At 55.4% G+C, this 20,462-nt stretch carries 17 protein-coding genes; 7 read left to right on the top strand and 10 right to left on the bottom strand.

Going from position 1 to position 20,462, the window contains the following annotated elements:
• The first annotated feature begins 53 nt into the window (after positions 1 to 53).
• The 4 genes from C0U40_RS12020 (at position 54) to C0U40_RS12005 (ending at position 5,307) form a co-directional block, all read left to right on the top strand.
• Positions 54 to 947: a LysR family transcriptional regulator gene (locus tag C0U40_RS12020; protein ID WP_101656033.1), complete on the top strand. Its 894-nt coding sequence runs from the start codon at positions 54 to 56 to the stop codon at positions 945 to 947.
• Positions 948 to 1,046: 99 nt separating this feature from the next.
• Entirely contained in the window at positions 1,047 to 2,480 is a 1,434-nt protein-coding gene (locus C0U40_RS12015) for an FAD-binding oxidoreductase (RefSeq protein ID WP_101656032.1), read from the top strand.
• Between the two features lie 107 nt (positions 2,481 to 2,587).
• Positions 2,588 to 3,823 (top strand): putative DNA modification/repair radical SAM protein, encoded by a 1,236-nt coding sequence (locus C0U40_RS12010; protein ID WP_101656031.1) that lies wholly within the window; start codon positions 2,588 to 2,590, stop codon positions 3,821 to 3,823.
• Positions 3,820 to 5,307, top strand: a complete 1,488-nt coding sequence (locus C0U40_RS12005) for a UdgX family uracil-DNA binding protein (RefSeq protein ID WP_101656030.1) — start codon at positions 3,820 to 3,822, stop codon at positions 5,305 to 5,307. Before C0U40_RS12010 ends, C0U40_RS12005 begins: the two co-directional genes overlap by 4 nt.
• Here C0U40_RS12005 and C0U40_RS12000 read toward each other — a convergent pair.
• The 7 genes from C0U40_RS12000 to C0U40_RS11970 form a co-directional block, all read right to left on the bottom strand.
• A complete protein-coding gene (locus C0U40_RS12000; RefSeq protein ID WP_101656029.1) occupies positions 5,255 to 6,535 on the bottom strand; it encodes an amidohydrolase family protein in 1,281 nt (426 codons plus the stop codon). The two genes, C0U40_RS12005 and C0U40_RS12000, sit on opposite strands and share 53 nt — an antisense overlap.
• A complete protein-coding gene (locus tag C0U40_RS11995) occupies positions 6,535 to 7,479 on the bottom strand; it encodes an ABC transporter permease (RefSeq protein ID WP_101656028.1) in 945 nt (314 codons plus the stop codon). Before C0U40_RS11995 ends, C0U40_RS12000 begins: the two co-directional genes overlap by 1 nt.
• 2 nt (positions 7,480 to 7,481) lie before the next feature.
• The gene (locus C0U40_RS11990) at positions 7,482 to 8,531 is read right to left on the bottom strand and encodes an ABC transporter permease (protein ID WP_101656027.1); all 1,050 of its coding nucleotides are present in this window, start codon (positions 8,529 to 8,531) and stop codon (positions 7,482 to 7,484) included.
• Positions 8,521 to 10,077: an ABC transporter ATP-binding protein gene (locus C0U40_RS11985; RefSeq protein ID WP_101656026.1), complete on the bottom strand. Its 1,557-nt coding sequence runs from the start codon at positions 10,075 to 10,077 to the stop codon at positions 8,521 to 8,523. The genes C0U40_RS11990 and C0U40_RS11985 overlap by 11 nt, the downstream gene beginning before the upstream one ends.
• A 4-nt stretch (positions 10,078 to 10,081) precedes the next feature.
• Complete coding sequence (locus tag C0U40_RS11980) at positions 10,082 to 11,080, bottom strand: BMP family protein (RefSeq protein WP_435673795.1); 999 nt, start codon at positions 11,078 to 11,080, stop codon at positions 10,082 to 10,084.
• Between the two features lie 409 nt (positions 11,081 to 11,489).
• Positions 11,490 to 12,542 carry a ParB/RepB/Spo0J family partition protein gene (locus C0U40_RS11975; protein WP_101656024.1) on the bottom strand — a complete coding sequence of 351 codons (1,053 nt, stop codon included), beginning with the start codon at positions 12,540 to 12,542 and terminating at the stop codon, positions 11,490 to 11,492.
• Positions 12,539 to 13,849, bottom strand: a complete 1,311-nt coding sequence (locus C0U40_RS11970; RefSeq protein WP_101656023.1) for an AAA family ATPase — start codon at positions 13,847 to 13,849, stop codon at positions 12,539 to 12,541. Before C0U40_RS11970 ends, C0U40_RS11975 begins: the two co-directional genes overlap by 4 nt.
• A gap of 395 nt (positions 13,850 to 14,244) precedes the next feature.
• Between C0U40_RS11970 and C0U40_RS11965 the strand changes: the two genes are divergently transcribed.
• Positions 14,245 to 14,946, top strand: coding sequence for a DnaA N-terminal domain-containing protein (locus C0U40_RS11965; RefSeq protein ID WP_101656022.1), 702 nt, complete (start codon positions 14,245 to 14,247; stop codon positions 14,944 to 14,946).
• 244 nt (positions 14,947 to 15,190) lie between these two features.
• Here C0U40_RS11965 and C0U40_RS11960 read toward each other — a convergent pair whose 3' ends face one another.
• Positions 15,191 to 16,300: a Do family serine endopeptidase gene (locus C0U40_RS11960; protein ID WP_101656021.1), complete on the bottom strand. Its 1,110-nt coding sequence runs from the start codon at positions 16,298 to 16,300 to the stop codon at positions 15,191 to 15,193.
• A 178-nt stretch (positions 16,301 to 16,478) separates the two neighbouring features.
• Between C0U40_RS11960 and C0U40_RS11955 the strand changes: the two genes are divergently transcribed.
• Together C0U40_RS11955 and C0U40_RS11950 are read left to right on the top strand one after the other, a co-directional pair.
• On the top strand, positions 16,479 to 17,153 hold the full coding sequence (locus tag C0U40_RS11955; RefSeq protein ID WP_101656020.1) for a winged helix-turn-helix domain-containing protein: 675 nt from the start codon (positions 16,479 to 16,481) through the stop codon (positions 17,151 to 17,153).
• A 3-nt stretch (positions 17,154 to 17,156) separates the two neighbouring features.
• Positions 17,157 to 18,536 carry a HAMP domain-containing sensor histidine kinase gene (locus C0U40_RS11950; protein ID WP_101656019.1) on the top strand — a complete coding sequence of 460 codons (1,380 nt, stop codon included), beginning with the start codon at positions 17,157 to 17,159 and terminating at the stop codon, positions 18,534 to 18,536.
• On the opposite strand, the gene C0U40_RS11945 is transcribed toward C0U40_RS11950, so the two are convergent.
• Positions 18,526 to 19,308, bottom strand: a complete 783-nt coding sequence (locus C0U40_RS11945) for a 3-hydroxybutyrate dehydrogenase (RefSeq protein WP_101656018.1) — start codon at positions 19,306 to 19,308, stop codon at positions 18,526 to 18,528. The two genes, C0U40_RS11950 and C0U40_RS11945, sit on opposite strands and share 11 nt — an antisense overlap.
• Positions 19,305 to 20,453, bottom strand: coding sequence for a patatin-like phospholipase family protein (locus tag C0U40_RS11940; RefSeq protein ID WP_101656017.1), 1,149 nt, complete (start codon positions 20,451 to 20,453; stop codon positions 19,305 to 19,307). Before C0U40_RS11940 ends, C0U40_RS11945 begins: the two co-directional genes overlap by 4 nt.
• Positions 20,454 to 20,462: the final 9 nt, after the last annotated feature.

The raw sequence follows: 20,462 nt of genomic DNA, 5'->3' as shown, positions 1-20,462 counted from the left end.
TTAAGTAAAGAATCTGTTTATTGGCGATAATACCCCGCCAGCGAAAGCGCCCCATGACCATAGCCCTGTTCAAAACCCTCATTGCCATTTCCGAACACGGCAGCTTTAGCGCCGCCGCCGAAGAGATTTGCGTTACCCACGCAGCAGTGGGCCAGCAGATGAAAAGGCTGGAGGATTCGCTGAACGTTTCCCTGTTTGACCGCTCTGCCAAAACCCCGCGACTGAACCAGTTGGGAAAAGCTCTGGTGCCCAAGGCCAAAGCCGTGGTGGCGGAATATGAAACCATTCTGGACGATCTGACAGGCGACCCCCGCATGATCGGGGAACTGGTATTGGGCGCAGTGCCTTCTACCATTCGCGGGCTGATCCCACAGGCGATGAAACGACTAGTGCAACTTTACCCCGATCTGCACATCCGCGTGGTGCCGGACTTGTCCCCCAATCTGCTGGAACAAATCGAGCGGGGAACGCTGGATGCCGCCGTACTCAGCGAACCGACCCGCCTGTCCCGCAATCTCGACTGGAAGCCTTTCGTGCGGGAAGAACTGGTTCTGCTGACCTCACCTGAAGTAACCGAAAACGATCCTTTGGAAATTCTCGCCATGAAACCCTACATCCGCCACACGCGACAGGCCTCTGTCGGAATGCTGGCAGAGGAATGGCTCTCTGACAACAAGGTGACGGTTCATGATGCTATGGAAATGGGGTCTCTTGAAAATCTCGCCAGCATGATTGCCCATGACCTCGGGGTTTCAATCGGGCCGAACATCTGCGTCCCCGATCCGATTTTTGAAGGGCTGCGGAAAATTTCTCTTGGGCCAACCGCAACGGCACGGACTTTGGGAATTCTGACGCGCACCGATTGTTCTAAAATCCGGCTTGTCCAGCGCTTGTATGACCAGATTCACGCTACAATCGAAGACAACCACCCCGGACGTGCGCTTTAAAATTTTCTTTACGTTCTCTAAAAATCAAATGATTTGCGAAAGAAGAACTTTCATATAGGTTTGAGCCGACTTTGAACGAATGCAAAACAGGCACCGACCATGACAGCAGGTTTTACTCCTCCCGAACCGCAAGCCGTGGCCGCTTTGCAAGACATCGCCGGAACTGGCGGCTGGCGGGCCGGAACGGATATGGCCCGTTATTTCGAAGACCCGCGCGGGCGGTTCACTGGACAGGCCACACTGGTTTTGCTGCCCGATACAGTTGAAACGGTAGCAAAAATCGTGCGCTACTGTTGTGCGCAGAAAATCGGTATCATTCCTTACAGCGGCGGCACTGGCGTTGTCGCCGGCCAGCTTTCGCCTTACAGCCCCCATGCGGTCATTGTATCGCTGGAGCGTATGAACAAAGTCCGTGAAGTATCTGTTGAAGACGGAGTTTTGGTGGCAGAAGCCGGATGTATCCTGCAGGATATACATAGCCGCGCCGAACTGGAAAACATGATCTTTCCACTCAGCATGGCGTCAAAAGGCAGCTGTTGCATCGGCGGCAATCTGGCCACGAATGCAGGTGGTATTCAGGTTCTGCGCCATGGCAATGCACGGGATCTTTGCCTTGGGGTGGAAGCGGTGTTACCGGACGGTTCAATCCTGCACGAGCTCAGCCCGTTACGTAAAAACAACACCGGTTACGATCTGCGCCATCTGTTGATCGGAAGCGAAGGTACCCTTGGCATCATCACGGCCGCCAGCCTTGTCCTCAAGCCGCAGGATCCGGAAACTGTCACCGTATTTTGCGCGATCCGCGATCATTCGGATGGGGTGAAACTCTATAAGGAACTCCGCGCATCCCTTGGCGAGTCTTTGTCCGCCTTTGAACTGATGAGCGGCTTTGGCGTAGATCTCGTACGCAACCATTTTCCCAAGCTCCCAGCACCATTTGCCGAAAAACACTCGTGGCACCTGCTGTTGCAATTTGACGGGCCTACCGGACTGAACGACAAAGTTGAGGAGGTTTTGGGACGTATGTTCGAAGAAAGCCTTCTGGTTGACGCGGTTGTCGCCCAGTCCGAAACCCAGTCCGAAGACCTTTGGGCGCTGCGGGAAAACACGCCCGAGGCGAACCGCATGGAAGGTGCGTTTTGCAGCAGCGATACATCCGTGCCGATCCGCAGGATCGGACATTTTGTGAATGAAACCAATGAAGCACTGCGCGACATTCATGCCGGATTGCGGATAAACACCTATGGTCATATCGGGGATGGTAATATTCATCACAACGTTTTTGCCCCCGAAGGAACCACAAAGGGCGATTTCATTCAGGCACATCCCGAAATTATCGACGCGGTCCGTATGGCGATCAATGAAGTCACCCACCAGAACGGCGGTTCGATCAGTGCCGAACATGGTATCGGACGGTTGAAGGCTGCCGATCTGGAATCTTATGCAAGTTCTGCCAAACAGAAAGCGCTTCGCAGTATAAAAAACGCGCTGGACCCGTTTAACATTATGAACCCCGGCGCCCTGATCCGCTAACCCCCTGCCCAGATTTCCTTTACGTCATCGGCGAATTTCTACCGGTGGAATCCCGTTATAGGGGTATTGCTATTGTTTCTGTCGGATTGAGAACATATAGTGAACACATGAGCACACGATCCATAGAATCCAAACTTGCCATCCTCAGCGATGCCGCAAAATATGATGCGTCCTGCGCCTCCTCCGGCTCCACCAAACGGGATTCCCGTGATGGAAAGGGGCTCGGATCCAATGGCGGCAGCGGTATCTGTCACGCCTATGCACCGGACGGGCGCTGTATTTCGCTGCTGAAAATCCTGATGACGAATTTTTGCATTTACGATTGCGCCTATTGCGTCAACCGCGTGTCATCAAACGTAGAGCGGGCTCGGTTTACGGTGGATGAGGTTGTGAAACTAACCATCGAATTCTACCGCAGAAATTACATTGAAGGGCTGTTTCTGTCCTCCGGTATTATCCGCTCTCCGGATGTGACCATGTCCGAAATGGTACAAATCGCCCGCAAGCTGCGACACGAAGAAAACTTCCGCGGTTATATCCATCTTAAAACAATCCCCGATGCCGCGCCGGAACTGATTGCCGAGGCCGGATTGCTGGCGGACCGGCTGTCTATCAATGTGGAACTGCCCACCGATGCGGCTGTCACCCAATACGCCCCTGAAAAAGACCCTGCCCAGATTCGCAAGGCAATGGGCCATGTCCGGTTGCGCAAAGAAGATAGCAACGACCGTTCCCATACCGGAAAGCGGCCACCAAAGTTCGCACCGGCGGGACAGTCTACACAGGTCATTGTCGGGGCGGATGCGTCTAACGATGCGACGATCCTTGGCCAGTCTACGCGGCTCTATTCCAGTTACGGTTTGAAACGGGTCTATTACTCTGCCTTTTCTCCGATCCCTGACAGTTCCAAAAACCTGCCCCTGATCCGCCCGCCTTTGAAGCGGGAACACCGGCTGTATCAGGCAGACTGGCTGCTGCGCTTCTACGGGTTTGAACTGGATGAAATCACGGATGTGACCAAAGACGGGAATCTGGAGCTGGATTACGATCCGAAACTGGCCTGGGCGCTGGCCCATCGCGGGCTGTTTCCGCTTGATGTGAATAAGGCCAGCCGGGAGATGTTACTGCGCGTGCCCGGATTTGGGGTGCGCACGGTGAACCGGATCCTGTCCACACGTCGGCACCGCAGCCTGCGATACGAAGATCTGACCCGAATGGGCGTATCGATGAAAAAGGCCCGCGCTTTTGTGACGGTGACGGGATGGTCGCCGGGTAAACTGATCGACAGCACTGATCTACGCGCGAGATTCGCGCCACCACCGGAACAACTGACGCTGTTATGACTGTATTTGTAACCATGCCGGCGATCGGCACCGCGCAGGCGTGGCGGGACGCAGCGCGGGGCTTGATCAGCGCCAATGTCCCGCCCTGTGATGTCAGTTGGGGGGATGAGACGACACCTGCAGGGCTGTGGGACAGCCCCCCCCCCCCCTGCACCGATAAGGTTCTAACGGTACCAAAGGAGTTCGTCTCTATTGCCCGCTCTGTTGTTTGGCACAGCGATCCTGCCCGCTTTTCCCTGCTCTATCAGGTTTTGTGGCGGTTGCGGGACACGCCCCGATTGCTGCAGGATCGGGCCGATCCCGAACTGGCCAGATTGCGGCAGTTGCAAAAAAACGTGCACCGCTGCCAGCACAAGATGAAGGCTTTTGTGCGGTTTCGCGAAATCGGTTCGCCGGACGATCCGCGCCGGTCCTTCGCCGCGTGGTTCGAACCGAGCCATTTCACTGTGGAACCGACCGCCCCGTGGTTCGCCCGCCGCTTTGGCGATATGGACTGGCGCATCATAACACCAAGCGTCACGGCCAGTTTTACAAACGGAGAGCTTCGCTACACTGAAGGCCAAAGCAAACCACCCCTACCCGAAGACGCCAGCGAACAGCTCTGGACCACCTATTTTCGCAATATTTTCAATCCGGCACGGGTGAAAGTGAAAGCGATGCAATCGGAGATGCCAAAGAAATACTGGAAGAATATGCCAGAGGCCGCCGCCATTCCCGATCTTATCGCTTCGGCCCCTGCCCGCGTCCGCGCCATGAACGATGCCGCACCCACTTTACCGCCGCTGCGCGTGGAAAAGGTACAGCAGCAACTTGCGCAGCTACCCGAGTCTGTCTGGTCCGGTAACGCCGATGCGCTGCGCGCCGCAATCTCTGCCTGTACGCGCTGCCCGCTACATTGCCATGCAACGCAAGCAGTGCACGGCGAAGGGCCGATAGATGCGCCCCTGATGATCGTCGGGGAACAGCCGGGCGATACCGAAGATCTGGCCGGTCGCCCCTTTGTTGGTCCCGCGGGTAAGCTGTTGGATCAGCTATGTGCAGAAACAGAGGTAGACCGCAGCAAAGCCTATGTCACCAATGCTGTGAAACATTTCAAATTCAAACCCCGCGGCAAACGGCGGATTCACCAACAGCCAAGCACGACCGAAGTGGAGCAATGCAAATGGTGGCTGGACGCGGAACGGGTAGCGGTTCAGCCCCGTGTGATTCTGGCTATGGGGGCCAGTGCCGCTTTGTCGTTAACCGGCAATGGGAAAGATATTCGCAGCCGACGCGGCAAGGTTCAACAGCTGGAAGACGGAACACCAGTGGTGCTGACGTTCCACCCGTCGTACCTGCTGCGTCTGCAAGACCCTGACGCACGGAAAGCCGCAACCGATTTACTGCGAACAGACCTGACCCGAGCACATCGACTGGCACAGGACCTTGCGGTCAGGACATCACCTGATGGCGGCGGCGTACCCGATCAGGCCGTCCTGCAATAGACAGGCTAGCATCCCCGCGCGGTGTTCGGCTGATCACCCGTCCTTTGGACACGACACACAGCCGCGCCGCCCTCAGCCGCAGTGCTTCAATCGGGTCAGCCGCATCCAGAACAACCAGCGATGCTTGCGCCCCGACGCGCAGGCCGTAATCCTGAAGCCCAAGGGTCTTCGCGTTGTTTTCGGTCACCATGTCAAAACAGGTACGCATTTCTTCCGGGCTGGTCATCTGCGCCACGTGTAACCCCATGAAAGCAACGTCCAGCATATCCGCAGTGCCCAGCGAATACCAAGGGTCAAGCACACAATCCTGCCCCCAACCCACATTGATACCCATCGCCAGCATTTCCTTGACCCGCGTCAGGCCGCGGCGTTTCGGGAAACTGTCATGCCTTCCCTGAATAACAATATTGATCAGCGGGTTCGGAATTGCGCTGATCTGCGCTTCAGCAACCATCGGCAAGAGTTTGGAAACGTAGTAGTTATCCATCGAGTGCATGGACGTCAGATGAGAGCCTGCCACCCGTCCTTGCAACCCCAGCCGCGTTGTTTCATAGGCCAGCGTTTCGATATGACGCGACATCGGATCGTCGGTTTCGTCGCAGTGCATATCCACCTGCAAACCCCGTTCTGCCGCGATTTCGCAGAGTTCTTTTACCGAGGCCGCGCCGTCTGCCATTGTCCGTTCAAAGTGGGGAATGCCGCCGACAACATCTACGCCCATGTCCAAAGCACGGATGGTGTTGTCCCGCGCAGTCGGGTCACGATAGAATCCGTCCTGCGGGAAAGCAACGAGTTGCAGATCAATGTAATCCTTTACCTTTTCCCGTACGTCCAATAGGGCCTCGACCCCGAGCAGACGGTCGTCGCAAGTGTCTACATGGCTTCGGATGGACAACAACCCCATGCTCGCTGCCCAGTCGCAATATTCCAATGCGCGGGTGACCATATCGTCCTGTGTGACGATCTCTTTCAGTTCTCCCCAAAGACCGATCCCTTCCAGCAGCGTGCCGGATTCATTGATCCGTGGCAGGCCATAGGACAGGGTCGCGTCCATATGAAAATGCGGGTCGACAAAGGGCGGCGATACAAGATCACCCTGTGCCTCCAGAACTTCACCCGCTTCTGCGCCGTCAAGACTCTCTATCGCCGTGATCTTGCCACCCCGAATACCAATGTCCGTTACGCGCCCGTCGGGCAGATTGCCCCCCTTGACGATCAGATCAAACATCAGCGTTCTCCTTTATTGAACGGCACCATCAGTGCAGCCGGAACTTCGGCGCGGCGGGACATAACCACAAGCGCAAGAATAGACAGGATATAGGGCATCATCAGGAAGATTTGATAGGGTATTTCTGCCCCTATATCAGTTTGTTGCACCCTGATTTGCAAGGCATCGAAAGCGGCAAACAAGACTGCCCCGAGCAAGGCTTTGCCCGGACGCCACGAGCCGAAAACCACAAGGGCAATGCAGATCCAGCCCCGACCGTTTACCATTTCAAAGAAAAAACTGTCGAAAGCGGACATGGTCAGGAATGCGCCCCCCATTGCCATAAACCCGCTGCCAACAATCACCGCGCCCATTCGGATGGCTGTAACGGACAGGCCCTGCGCCGCCACAGCGGAAGGATTTTCGCCTACTGCGCGCACCGCCAACCCGAGAGGCGTGCGATAGAGCACGACCGCCACGGCCAAAACCAGCAAAAAGGCAAAGTAGGTGAAAGGGGTTTGCGAGAAAACAGCCTCGCCAAGGAATGGAATATCGGAAAGGATTGGGATTTCGTAAGGTTGAAAGGCTGCAATTTTCGGCGGGCTGGTCACTTCGGGCAGGGCCAGCCGGTAGGCGTAATAGGTTGCTGATGTTGCCAGCAGCGTAACGCCAAGCCCGACAACGTGCTGAGACAGCCCGAAAGGCACCGTCAATGTGCTGTGCAACAAACCGAACAACATGCCCACTGCAAAGGCTACAGCAACCCCGACCCAAAGCCCCGTGCCCGAATAAACCGCCATCCATCCAGCGAATGCGCCAACGACCATGATACCCTCGATCCCGAGGTTCAGCACCCCTGCCCTTTCGCAGATCAACTCTCCCATTGTGGCAAGGATCAATGGCGTGGCAATTCGGATCGCTGCGGCCCAGAAACTGGCGGTGAAGAGGATTTCGATAATGTCCATATTCAGCCTCTTACCACTCGGAAACGGGTCAGCATGATCGCCAAAACCATCATCAGTAGCGCGCTTGCCAGCATAATATCTGCCAGATAGGTCGGCACGTCCGCAGCGCGGCTCATACTATCAGCCCCGACAAAAATGCCGGCAACAAAAAGCGCCGCCACAACAACACCAAGCGGGTTGAGCAGCGCCAGCATCGCCACGATAATCCCCGTGTATCCGAACCCCGGAGACAGATCGAGCGTCAGGCTCCCCTTCAGACCCGCCACTTCGGAAAATCCGGCAAGCGCGGCCAGACCACCGGACAACAGTGCTGTTTTCACCAGCACGCGATTGACCGGAATACCGGCAAAAGCTGCCGCTTCCTTGTTCAGACCGACGGCACGCATTTCATACCCGAGTGTGCTTCTGGTCTGAATGATCCAGACCAGTACAGCCGAAATCAGCGCCAGTGCAAACCCCCAGTGCAACCGCAGCCCGTCTACGATACGGGGCAGACGCGCCTCTGGAACCAGTCGTGCGGATTTGGGCCAGCCCATGCCCATCGGATCTTTAAGCGGGCCTTCCAGCAGCATGGAAATAAACAGTAAAAAGATAAAATTGAACAACAATGTTGTCACAACCTCGTCCACTCCGAAACGGGTCTTTAGAAGGGCCGGAACCAACAGAACAATCGCACCCGCCAAGATTGCACACACAAACAGTGCCGGTAAGATCGCAAAAGCCGGCCATGGGAGGAACCCTGTTCCCAGAACCACAGTCACCAGTGCGCCAGCATAAAGCTGGGCCTCTGCACCGATATTCCAGAATTTGGCGCGAAAGGCGACGGCCACCGCCAAACCTGTAAAGATCAGGGGCGTTGCACGGTTCAAGGTTTCCAGTACCGCAAACTTTGATCCGAACGCCCCTTTCATGATCAACCCGAAGACTGAAAACGGATTGGCACCTGCCACCATTGCCAGCAGGGAAGCCACCAGAAAGGTCGCAGCCAATGCCGCGGCGGGCAGGCCCAGCCTCCGGATTACAGTCGGATTTTCTATCGGTTCAAGACGCATGGTGACTCTCTTGTTTTCGCGCAGGTTCCTCGAACCCCTGCCCTGCCATCCATAACCCAAGCTCTGCCGGTGATTTTTCACCGCGGTTAAAGGCGGGTGACAGACGTCCTTCGGCTATCACATGAATGACATCTGCCAAACCCATGATTTCATCCAAATCCTCAGAGATCAGCAGAACCGCCGCCCCCCGATCCCGAGCTTCCAGAAGTTGGGAATGCACATAGTTCACAGCGCCGATATCAAGCCCGCGCACCGGCTGGTTCGCCAGGATGATCTGAGGTGCAGCTTCAAGCACACGCCCGAGGATCAGCTTTTGCATATTCCCGCCGGACAACAGACGGATCGTCGTGTCCGGCCCCGGACACCGCACGTCGTATTTCTCAATAATCTCGTTGGCAAAACTGCGGGATTTTCGCCAGTCCAGCCACCCTCCCCGACTGAACGGCGTATTGCTGTATCGTTCCAGAATCGCGTTTTCCGTCAGATCGAAATCTGCAATCGTTCCCGTTTTGTGCCGGTCCTCCGGAATGCGGGCTATTCCACTTTCAACCGCCTTGCGCGGTGACCATTGGGGAATTTCCAGCCCCGAAAGGGCCAAAGAGCCTGTTACGGGAACGCGCTGTCCGCCAACGACTTCTGCCATTGCGGCCTGCCCGTTTCCCGAAACCCCAGCAAGACCGATGATCTGCCCTGCCTTCAATTCAAGCGAGACAGATTTCAATCCAGGGGCGCTGCCAATATCAGGCGTAGATACGCCCTTTAGCTCCATAAGTGTCTCACCCGGATTAGCAGGCGCCACGGCCGGAGGTGTCGCTTCCGCCCCCATCATCAGGGCAGCGAGTGCTGCTTTATCAGTGTCTTTGATTGCAACGCCATCCACCATTTTTCCGTGACGCAAGACAACCACACGATCAGCAATCGCCATAACTTCGTGAAGTTTGTGAGAAATGAAAATAATGGACAGACCATTCGCAATCGCCTGTCGCAGCGTAGCAAACAGATCGTCCGTTTCCTGCGGTGTCAGAACTGCCGTCGGCTCGTCCAGAATAAGAATGCGCACATCGCGGTAAAGCGCCTTCAGGATCTCGACCCGCTGTCTTTCACCCACACTCAGACTGCCAACTTTCGCGTCCGGCGACACAGCAAGGTGAAAGCGTTCGGACAGTTCGATAATCCGCTTCCGTGCCTCCTTGCGGTCAAGCCGCGCACTGAACAAGGGTCTTGTCCCAAGTGTTATATTCTCTTGAACGGTCATGTTATCGGCCAGCGTGAAATGCTGGTGCACCATCCCCACGCCCGCATCCAATGCCGCACGGGGATTGCCCGGCGGAAGTGTCTTGCCAAAGACAGAAACCGTCCCGTTATCAGCCGTATACTGGCCGAAGAGAATGTTCATCAATGTGGTTTTGCCAGCTCCGTTTTCACCAAGCAGCGCGACGACCTCACCCTTTGCCAGAGAAAAGCTGACCGCGTCATTTGCGGTCAGCTCTCCGAAACGTTTGGTGATCCCGTCGAGGCGCAAAACCTCTTCTGGGTGCGTGCTCATAAGGTCAGGATGACTTCGGCTCGGCGTCGTTGATCTCTACCGTATAGGCTCCGGATTTGATCTCTGCTTCGCGTGTTTTCACCAGATCCATAGCCTTCGCCGGAACCTTACCTTCAAAAGTTCCAAGGGGCGCCAGTGATGTACCCCCCTCACCCATAAAGGAATAAACACCGTAATCGGCGGCTTTAAAGGTACCGGCTTGAACTTCGGCAATGGCTTTGTCGAGCGTTGGCTCAAAGTGCCAGATGGCGGACGCCACCACTGTGTCTGGATATTCTGCTTGCGTGTCGATCACGTTGCCAATGGCCAGAATGCCCTTTTCTTTGGCGGCGTCAGACACACCGAAGCGTTCTGCATACAGCACGTCTGCGCCGTTTTCGATCATCGCGAAAGCGGTTTCCTTGGCTTTGGGCGGATCAAACCAGCTGCCGATAAAGCTGACCTGGAATTTAATGTCCGGGTTCATCTCTTTCGCGCCAGCCATGAAGGCGTGCATCAGTCTGTTCACCTCGGGAATCGGGAAGCCACCGACGAGCCCGATGTTCCCGCTCTCCGTCATGGAGCCGGCAATGATTCCGGACAGGTAAGACGCGTCCTGAATGTAATTATCAAACACTGCAAAGTTTGGCAGTGCAGCGTCTTCCTTGACACTGGACCCCATCAGGAAAGCAACATCCGGGTATTCCGCCGCCACTTCGCGAGCTTCCTGTTCAGCGCCGAAGACCTCACCAATGATGAGCTTGTTGCCAGCTTCGGCATATTCGCGAAGCACGCGGGCATAGTCGGTGTTGCTCACATTTTCCGAGAACGAATAGTCAATGTCGCCCCGATCCTGCGCGGCTACGGCGGCTTTGTGAATCCGGCTGACCCACTGCTGTTCAACAGGCACGGTGTAGACACCAGCGGTTTTAATGGGTTCCGCGGCGAGCACGCGCCCTGCCCCGGCTGTTCCAATTAACAATGATGTTGCTGCACTCGTCCCCAAGAAATGGCGACGGTTCATTTTGTTTGCTATTTTCACGGTGTATCTCCCTCTGGATGGCAACATGTAACGATGAGTCTGACCAACAGGTCAAGATTTTTTGCGGATGCAACTTTACCCTGCGTTACAAACTGCCCGCTTCCCTATTAAGAACAGTGGCTTGGAACAAGTTCTTGCGGGGAATTGCACAGCCTTCAATCCGGATGCAACACCTGAATTGCCTAGAATCCGGTCGCATTGCGCCATTTTGCATCAAATGTTGGATGAAGCGCTTAAAATTCGCGTAACACATTGAAAATCATTATAAATACTTTTCTCCACCAGTGCTTCGCGCCCAAACAAGCGTTCGCACCCCCTTAAAACGGCTAACCACATAAAAAAAGGGGTAACCCGTGGATTACCCCCCTTACACCGTAACCCGCGGGTTACTTCAGTCTCCAAGCGCAGCGTTGAACGCACGAATGGCCCGCTCCAGTTGATCTTTCGGCACCCCCGCGAAATCAACCCGCCCGACGATCCGGCACTCTCCATTGCGGGCAGTGACCTTTAATTCACCGACGTGGAACTCGAACTTCTCCTTCGGTTCGCTTTTGATTGTCTTGGTTCCGTTGCCGGATTTCGATGCCGAGACGAACGCCGCCAAAACCGCGGCCTGCGCATCGCGGTTCGCACAGTTTGACAGGGACTGCCGAAGCTCTGCAATGTCGCCCTGCCCCGACTTCAACGCCCGCGCCACGTCAGCTCCAAGGTTGCGCGAAACGTCTTTCGGCCATTGCAGCGCATCGCCAAGCGTCGTCAACAGATAGACGAAGCTGCGAATGTAAGAGCGTTTCATTTTGTGCAGCGACGCATAAAGCCGCCCGACGAGCGCATCGGGGTCGCGTCCTTCCACCTGATCGTCCTGCGCTGCGGCCAGAACAACCTGCGCCATTTCAGCAAAGGTCAGATCCTCCCGCACAACATTTTCTTCGACCATGTCAATGTAACGTGTGATCCGGTCATCGTCCGCCCGATCCACCCGCGCCAGAATGGTTTTAAATTGCGGATCGCCGGTTTCTTCCAGAAGCTGGGTCAGCGCCGTAAACCGCCGCCAACCTTTCTTCAACTGATACCCCCCGTCGGCACCCAAGAAAACCTCGATCGGTTCTTTCTGCCCGCGCTCGCGAATGGATGCCTTCAACTCGTCCATCTCAGCGGATACAGCCACAGCCTCCAGTTCCAGACGGTCGCGGGGCAATTCATCGGTTGAAATTTCCGAAAGGTCCAAAGCCTGCAATACACGCCCTTGCTGTGACGCTTCCCGAAATTCCTTCGCATCCCGTGCATTCAAACGGCGCTGTTCGACTTTCGCTTCGGTTGTTTCCTGCAGACTATCCGCAGCCTCGCGCACCGCAGCCCCCATCGGGCCAACACTGCGCGATCTGCGAGAAACAGGTTCGGTCGTATCTAAAGGGCCAAATCCGAATTTGTTTTTTGATGTCATTGCTTCGCTCCCTCACTGCCGTTTCTTTTGTCCCAGGCATCTAGCACGGTTCCGAGAAATTCGCCGTATGCCCGATCGAAACTGTGCCGCGCCCGTTTCCAAGTTTCCCGCGTCATATGCCGGTAGTCCTGCTCGTAGACCGACATTTGGAACCTGCCGGATTGTTCGACCGCGCGGGTCATTTCGATCGGGTTCTGACAAACGTCCGCCCCAAAGACGTTCCGGAAGGCATCCATCATAGCAGCGTGCAACGGGTTGGTGTTTTCAAAACGGGTCATCAAAACGCGAATGTCAGCAAAGGCTTTTGGCAGGGTGATGCCGGCATCTTCCGCCAGCGCCCCGAAGCCATCAGATATATCTGCCATCGCATCGCCCAATTGCCCGAGGTAACTGGTGGTGCTGTCATATTCCCAATATCCGGGACCGGACGGGATATACAGAATGTCTGCCGCAAAGGCAGCGTTCAGAGATTGATAGCCAATCGCTGGCGGGCAATCGAAAATGATAATGTCGTACTGATCGTCCGGAAGTTCATCAAGATAGCGCGCCATACATCCAAAAAAGCTCCACGCTTTATGCAAGGCCCGATACTGTGCAGAGGCAAATTCCACAAAGGCCGCGTTGGCGCAGGATGGAATAATATCAATCGTCGGCCAGCAAGTTGGCTGGATAAAATCCTGAACCCGCTGCGACCCGATAGACCGCACGTCATCCGGCAATTCTTCGGAAGAAGGGTAGGGGCAATCATCCGGATCATCGTAGCTCTCTATAATCCTGTCAGCTTCACGGCACAGATCGCGGCACATGATACCCCAGACTGTATTCCATTCCTTAACCTCGGTCAGACCCATAGAGTGGGTCAATGTCGCCTGCGGATCGAAATCGACACAAAGAACCCGATACCCGTCGAGCGCCGCCGCATTGGCAAGATGCTGGGCCACGACTGTCTTGCCGACACCTCCTTTGAAGTTTGAAACCGCCGCCCGCATGGCGCGACCTTTTGGGCGCTTTGGAAGCAGCGTCTTCCCGCGAAACTTTGCGCGACGGCGAAGTTCGTTAATCTCCTCCAGCGAAAACCAGCGTTGACGACCGTCTTCTTCTGTGGACCCTTGGGGCAGGGAGGGATCATCCATCAGCTTTTTACGAAGTGTGTCCGCTGACACATCAAACATAAACTGGCTGATCTCCCATATAGAAAAAGGACGCAGGGTTTTAACCTCGCCCGGGGAAAAAGTTGAACGCCGGACCGCCGCCTGTTGTGCGAGACTGCGTTCGTTCATCTGCTGAAGGTCTTTATGGTTGCGCATTGCTCTACTCTTGTTTTTGCCACATAGATGTTGAATAACGGGAATTGACAGAAAGAGCAAAACCGAATTTTCGATATTTTCCTGTAATCCCCCGATTCGGACGAAAAACAGGAAAAACGGGTCGAATTGCCGGGTAAGATAAATAATAAGGGGACAGCAACCCTGCCTATACAGGCAAATAAGGTGACACCGAGGCCCCAATAAGGTGACATCCTGAATGTCCCCCTTAACCAATAAACCTTATCTATTCCTCTTTTTTAAGTTTTTCTCTCTTTTTCCCGATATTTCAAAGTGATTGACAAAAAACGGGAATTCGTGCCTCCTCCAAATGCAGACAGAATCGACACCAATAAAAAAGTCGATCGCATCAGAGGCAGCAGTATGACAGGCAAACTATGGAACCCAAGCGACTAACCGGCCCCGAGGCCGGGGCGCTAAAGTATGACATTCTCACAGCATTGACCCTAATCGGGTTGAACGGCACGACAACCCAGCAGATGACAGTTCTCAGACTGACTGCTTTGGTCACAGCACGGTATAACTGGCGTGCGAACGAACTTTCAGTTGGTCAGCGGGACATGGCCCGTATGTGGGCTGTGAACGAACGCACAGTAAAGCGGGAAATAAAGCGGCTGCTCGACAGCCAGATCCTGACCTGCAAACGGCAGGGCGTGCGGGGCAGGGTGGGCGCCTATGTGCTGAACCTCGCTGCTATTGCCAAACTGTCCGCCGACCAATGGGATACCATAGGGCCGGACTTTGCGGAGCGTATGGCTGGCTATTTCCCACAGCGCGTTGAAAATGTGGTTAAAGTCGATTTCGCTGCGGCTTCTCTTCCTTCAAGTGAACCTGAACCTAAGGAAACACGATCCGGAACATGGCGGGCTGTCCAACAGGCTCTCCGAAGCAAAGACGAGGCGATCCATAATAACTGGTACTCCCGTCTGAGTTTGAAAGTATGCAAAGATCGGAAAGCTGAAATTCTTGCGCCCAGCAGGTTTGTTGCCAATTACATACAAACCCATCTTTTCGATGAGCTGCATCATGCATTGGAACAGGAGTTTGGTATTCTGGACGAGATCCGAATTACAGTTTGAAAGAAGGCTTCAAGCTGGGGCGCTTTTCCTTTAGGAAAGCAATGTAAAGCGCCGTTCGTTGTTTCTATTCAGCTGTGACATTCGTAATAGCATTTGTCCAAGTGTCAGAATAAATGTAAAAATCCACCGGCGCATTGCTACACCGGTGGGAGCTTCCACAGACCGGCTTTTCGGGGAAGCCTGATCCGGGAAGACATTTATCCGGAAGGGCTGACTGTCGACCCTTCCGAATACGGGGTTATTTTCAGGCGTCCTGTTTTGGCAGATGCCCGAGCGTTACTTCCAGTTCCAGTTCACGCCCTTTACGCAGAACGGTAACGGTCTGTTTGCTTTCCGGTTCGGCACCGGCCACAGCGCGGGGTAGATCCCGAAGCGTTTCAATTTCGGTTCCGGCGAAGGACATAACGATGTCACCTGCTTTGAAACCGGCCTTATCTGCAGGGCTGTCAGCCTGAACCGCCTCGATGACGGCCCCTTTCGGAGCGTCATAGCCCAGAACTGCGGCGACTTCGTCGCTCATCGGACGTATTTGGACACCCAGCCAGCCGCGATCAATGGTGCCATCTGCGGACAGATCGGCCACGATCGTTTTGACCATGTCTGCCGGAACGGCAAAGCCAATGCCAACCGATCCACCATCCGGAGAGAAGATTGCGGTGTTCACCCCGATGACTTCACCATCGGCGTTGAACAACGGTCCACCGGAATTGCCGCGGTTAATGGCAGCGTCTGTCTGGATGTAATTGTCAAAGGGGCCGGATTTGATGTCTCGGGATTTAGCAGAAATAATACCAGTGGTTACTGTGCCGCCCAAGCCGAAAGGATTGCCAATCGCAATGGCTTCGTCGCCAACACGGATCTCTTCAGAGCTGCCGAATTTGACGACCGGCAATTCTTCGTCTGTTTCAATCCGAAGGAGGGCAATATCTGTAAGCGAGTCACTGCCCACTACAGTCGCCGTAAAGCTGCGCCCGTCGGCCATTTTTACCTTAACTTCATCTGCGTCCGCCACAACATGGTGATTGGTCACAATGTCGCCGTCAGCGCTGATGATAAAGCCGGAGCCGAGCCCGGTTCTTGGGGCTGCTTGGGGTGGCACAGGCACTTGAAGCCCGTAACGGTTCTGGAATTGTTGCAGCAGCTTGCTTTCTGCAGAAACCGGCAGAGCCTTTTGCGTAACTTCGATAAAGACCACGCTGGGGGTAACGGTTTCTACCAGATCGGCGTAACCGCCAGCGGGAACGGCGAGCGCTGTTGACGGCGAGAGAGAAATCGCACCGCCTGTGGCGATTGTTGCAGCCATAAGCGCGGCAGTCAGGGTTTTGCGGGGTTTGGAAATAATAGTCGATGTCATGTGGTGCTACTCCGTAGTCTTGTTCCTGTTTCAAGGAGATGGGGCATGCAATTAAGGATGACTTTGCAGCAGCTATACAAATTTGTAATCTTTGCAGATGAACTCGCTGCACTAGACTTTTCTGGTGTAGAGCAGCAGGACCGCATCCCATCGGGCGTGGATAATTCAGGAAGGCCGGATGAAAATTCTTGTGATCGAAGATGATAAGACAACGGGCGATTATGTCGCCCACGGTCTGCGTGAAGAGGGCCATACGGTTGATCTGATCGAAAACGGGCGGGACGGGTTAATCCGCGCGAGCACTTCGGATTATGATATCCTTGTTATTGACCGGATGCTGCCCGATCTCGACGGATTGTCGATTGTTAAAACCCTCCGAGGGGCGAAGAACCTGACGCCGGTGTTATTTCTGACCTCGCTTGGCGGGGTGGATGACCGGATCGACGGGCTGAACGCGGGGGCGGATGACTATCTAATCAAACCTTTTGCGTTCGGCGAATTGTCAGCACGGGTCGCGGCCCTTGCGCGGCGGCCGAAAATGGCTGAAATGGAAAATACGTTGCATGCAGGGGATCTGACGATGGATCTGATCCGGCGTAAGGTCACACGGGGCGACGTAGAGATTGATCTTTTGCCGCGCGAATTTGCCTTGCTGGAACATCTGTTGCGGCGCAAGAACCGCGTGCAGACACGTACGATGCTGCTAGAGGCGGTCTGGGACATCAGTTTTGATCCCCAGACAAATGTTGTAGAAACCCATATTAGTCGCTTGCGGGCAAAAGTGGACAAACCCTTTGATACGGAACTGATTAAAACAGTGCGCGGTGCGGGCTACCGGATAGAGGCATCCTGATTGATGGCAGAGCGCACGCCCAGACGGATCAACCTGCTACAATCCACGCCCTTGCGTCTGACGGTGGGGTTGATTGCCCTTTTCGCGTTGGTCAGCCTGATCAGTCTCGGGGCGGCCTTTCTGGTGATCCGCGATTCCATGCAGCAGGCTATGCGGTCCGATCTGACACAAGAGTTCGCCGGCTTCCAAGCCGCCCCGACCGCCGGGGCCGTGGCCGCATTGGTCAAGGCCGAGGCCGCTGTTACACGCTCCGACCGTCGTATCCTCAGCTACACCGCACCGGACGGGCGGCATTATGGCAACGGCTATATCGCCCTGACCGAAGACGGGTTTCGCGTGCTGTCGATTTCCAAAGACGATGACCTGTCTCAACTAACCTATCTGGCGGTCAGCCGCCCGCTTTACGGGGGGCGGCTGACCATTGCCATCAGTCGGGCGCAGATCGACAATCTGAGCGACTTTTTCATAAAGATCCTGCTGCTCAGCGTGCTGCCCACCACCGCTATCGGTATGACTGCAGGTCTGGTTCTGGCACGGCGCACGGCGCGGCGGATCAGGGCAATCGGGGACACACTGGACAAGATGGCGGGCGGCGATCTTGGGGCGCGGGTGCCAAAATTGTCAGGGCGCAGGGATGACCTGTCGTTCATTGCGACCCATGTGGACCGGATGGGACAGGCGCAGCAATCTTCGGTGGCGGCGCTCAAACAGGTCTCGGCCGATATTGCCCATGATTTGAAGACACCGATCCAGCGGGTTGCTGTGATGCTGAACCAAGCGCGCGAAATGCCGGATCTCCCGCCGGAGCTGGAGGATTTGATGCACCGCGCCGGACAGGAAACCGAAGGGATCGTAGCAACTTTCCAGTCTTTGCTCCAAATCGCACAGATCGAAGGCGGCAGTCCGAAATCCCGCTTCGTGCCGGTTGATCTGGCAAAACTGGCTGGCACTTTCGTAGAAGTTTACGAACCCTCTGCCGAGGAAACGGGCCACAGCCTGACGGTGACTGCACCCGAGGGAACGGGACTTACGGTAATGGGCGACAAAGCGCTGCTGGGACAGGTGCTCGCCAATCTTATTGAAAATGCCCTGCGCCACACGCCCGAAGGAACACCAATAGATGTGCGGCTGGACCGGTCCGGCGCGAATGTTGTTCTGACTGTTGCGGATAAGGGGCCGGGCATTCCCGAACAGGAGCGGGACAACGTACTACGGCGCCTTTACCGGCTGGAGCAAAGCCGCACGACTTCGGGCAGCGGACTTGGCCTTAGCCTTGTTTCAGTCATTGCCGATTTGCACGAGGCCCGCCTGACACTGGAGTCAAACGAGCCCGGTTTGCGGGTTAGCCTGCGGTTTCCGCCGGCACCAGCGCCTACTCCATAAACCAGCCGTGGCTGACGACCAGTGACTGTCCGGTCAGGGCATTGGTCGGGAAGGCGGCGAACATATGCGCGACCTCGGCCACGTCTTCCACGGTCGTGAACTCCTGATCCACAGTCTTGCCGAGCATCACGGTCTTGACCACTTCCTCTTCGGAGATGCCCAACTCTTTGGCCTGTTCGGGGATCTGTTTTTCCACCAGCGGTGTCTTCACAAAGCCCGGACAGATCACATTGGAGCGCACACCATGGGCCGCCCCTTCTTTGGCGATAACGCGGGACAGGCCCAGCAAACCGTGCTTTGCCGTAACATAAGCGGATTTCAGGGGAGAGGCTTCTTTGGAATGCACCGACCCCATCAAAATAACCGAGCCGGACCCGGCCTTATACATATGGGGCAGGCAGGCTTTGGTGGTCAGGAACGCGCCATCCAGATGAATCGCCAGCATTTTCTTCCAGGCGGAATAGGGGAAATCTTCGACCCGATGGACGATCTGAACACCGGCGTTTGATACAAGAACATCGATCTGTCCCCAAGCGTCGATCACCTCGGCCACACCTGCATTGACGGCGTCTTCATCGGTCACATCCATTGCAACACCCATGGCCGTTCCGGGGAATTCGTCGGTTAACCGTGCCGCTGTCTCTTTGGCCGCATCAAGGTCAAGATCCGCAATGACCACTTTCGCGCCGTCCTCCATATAACGCCGCGCAATAGATTCCCCGATGCCTCTGGCAGAGCCGGTGATAATGCAAACTTTGTCTTTCAAATTCATTTCGCTTCCTTTGCGGTCCTGTGTCTGTTCCATCTGTCTCCGGCAAGATCGTAAATGCCGATCCGCCCTTCGGACTTGTGGCGGTTCTCCCAGTCCGGATGGGTCAGGGTTTCCATCACATCTTCGCGCCCTGCTGCCCAACGGTCCAGCATTGAATTGCGGGAAAACTCGTAATCTTTAGAGCCTCCCTCATACTGGGCCTGCCTGTAAATCAGGTGCACTATTGCGATATCCGGTTCGTCGTCTTCGCACAACAGTGCGCGGGCGTCGGGATCATTTTGCAGCTCTTTTGGGAGTTTTTTAAACAGTCTTTCAGCCGCTTCACGTTGCTGGTGCAGGCGTTTCATCATTTCGGTGTTAAACCGCGTGCGGCTGGAATAGCGGATGTCCTTAACACGGGATTCAATGTCCCAGACCGATTGGGGCACCGGCCCTTTGGCGTTAAAAAGGTCAATCTGAAAGATGCACATCTCGCTGCTGTCGCCGGGATGGTCCAGTACATATTTCAATGGTGTATTGGAAACCAGTCCGCCGTCCCAGTAGAATTGCCCGTCAATTTCGACTGCCGGAAAACCCGGAGGGAGTGCACCGCTGGCCATAATATGTTCGGGGCGGATGGTTTCCCGTGCGCTGTCAAACCAGGTCATGTTTCCAGTGGCCACATTAACCGCCCCGATGCTCAGTCGGGTGGGACCGTTGTTCAGCCGGTCGAAATCTACCAGTTCCAGCAGGGTTTCGCGCAGTTCAGAGGTATCGTAATAGCTGTCCGCGCCCTCCTGTCCGGGCAGGCGCATCGGGGCAGGGGGGACACGGGGCTGGAAAAAACCGGGAGCGCCTGTTGTCATGGTGGCCGCTGCGCTGATGTTATTGAAAACGGTCAGGGCAGTGTTGAATTTCAAGGGTGTCAGGTATGCTGTGTTAGAGGTGATCCGCGTCCAGAACGCCCGAAGTTGATCAACGCAGGTCTCCGGCGGGTTGCCCGCAATGAGGGCTGCGTTAATCGCACCGATGGAGATGCCCGCCACCCAGTCGGGATGATGCCCGCGGGCGTCCAGTTCTTCTACAGCGCCCGCCTGATAAGCACCAAGCGCACCGCCGCCCTGCAACACAAGTACGGTTTGTTCTCTGTCAGTTTTTCTGGTCATTTCTACGCC

Origin of the sequence: Neptunicoccus cionae, assembly GCF_002860325.1 — a bacterium.
Classification (GTDB): Bacteria; Pseudomonadota; Alphaproteobacteria; order Rhodobacterales; family Rhodobacteraceae; genus Amylibacter; species Amylibacter lutimaris.
The sequence above is the reverse complement of the archived record's forward strand: the minus strand, read 5'-3'. Positions and strand labels throughout refer to the sequence as shown.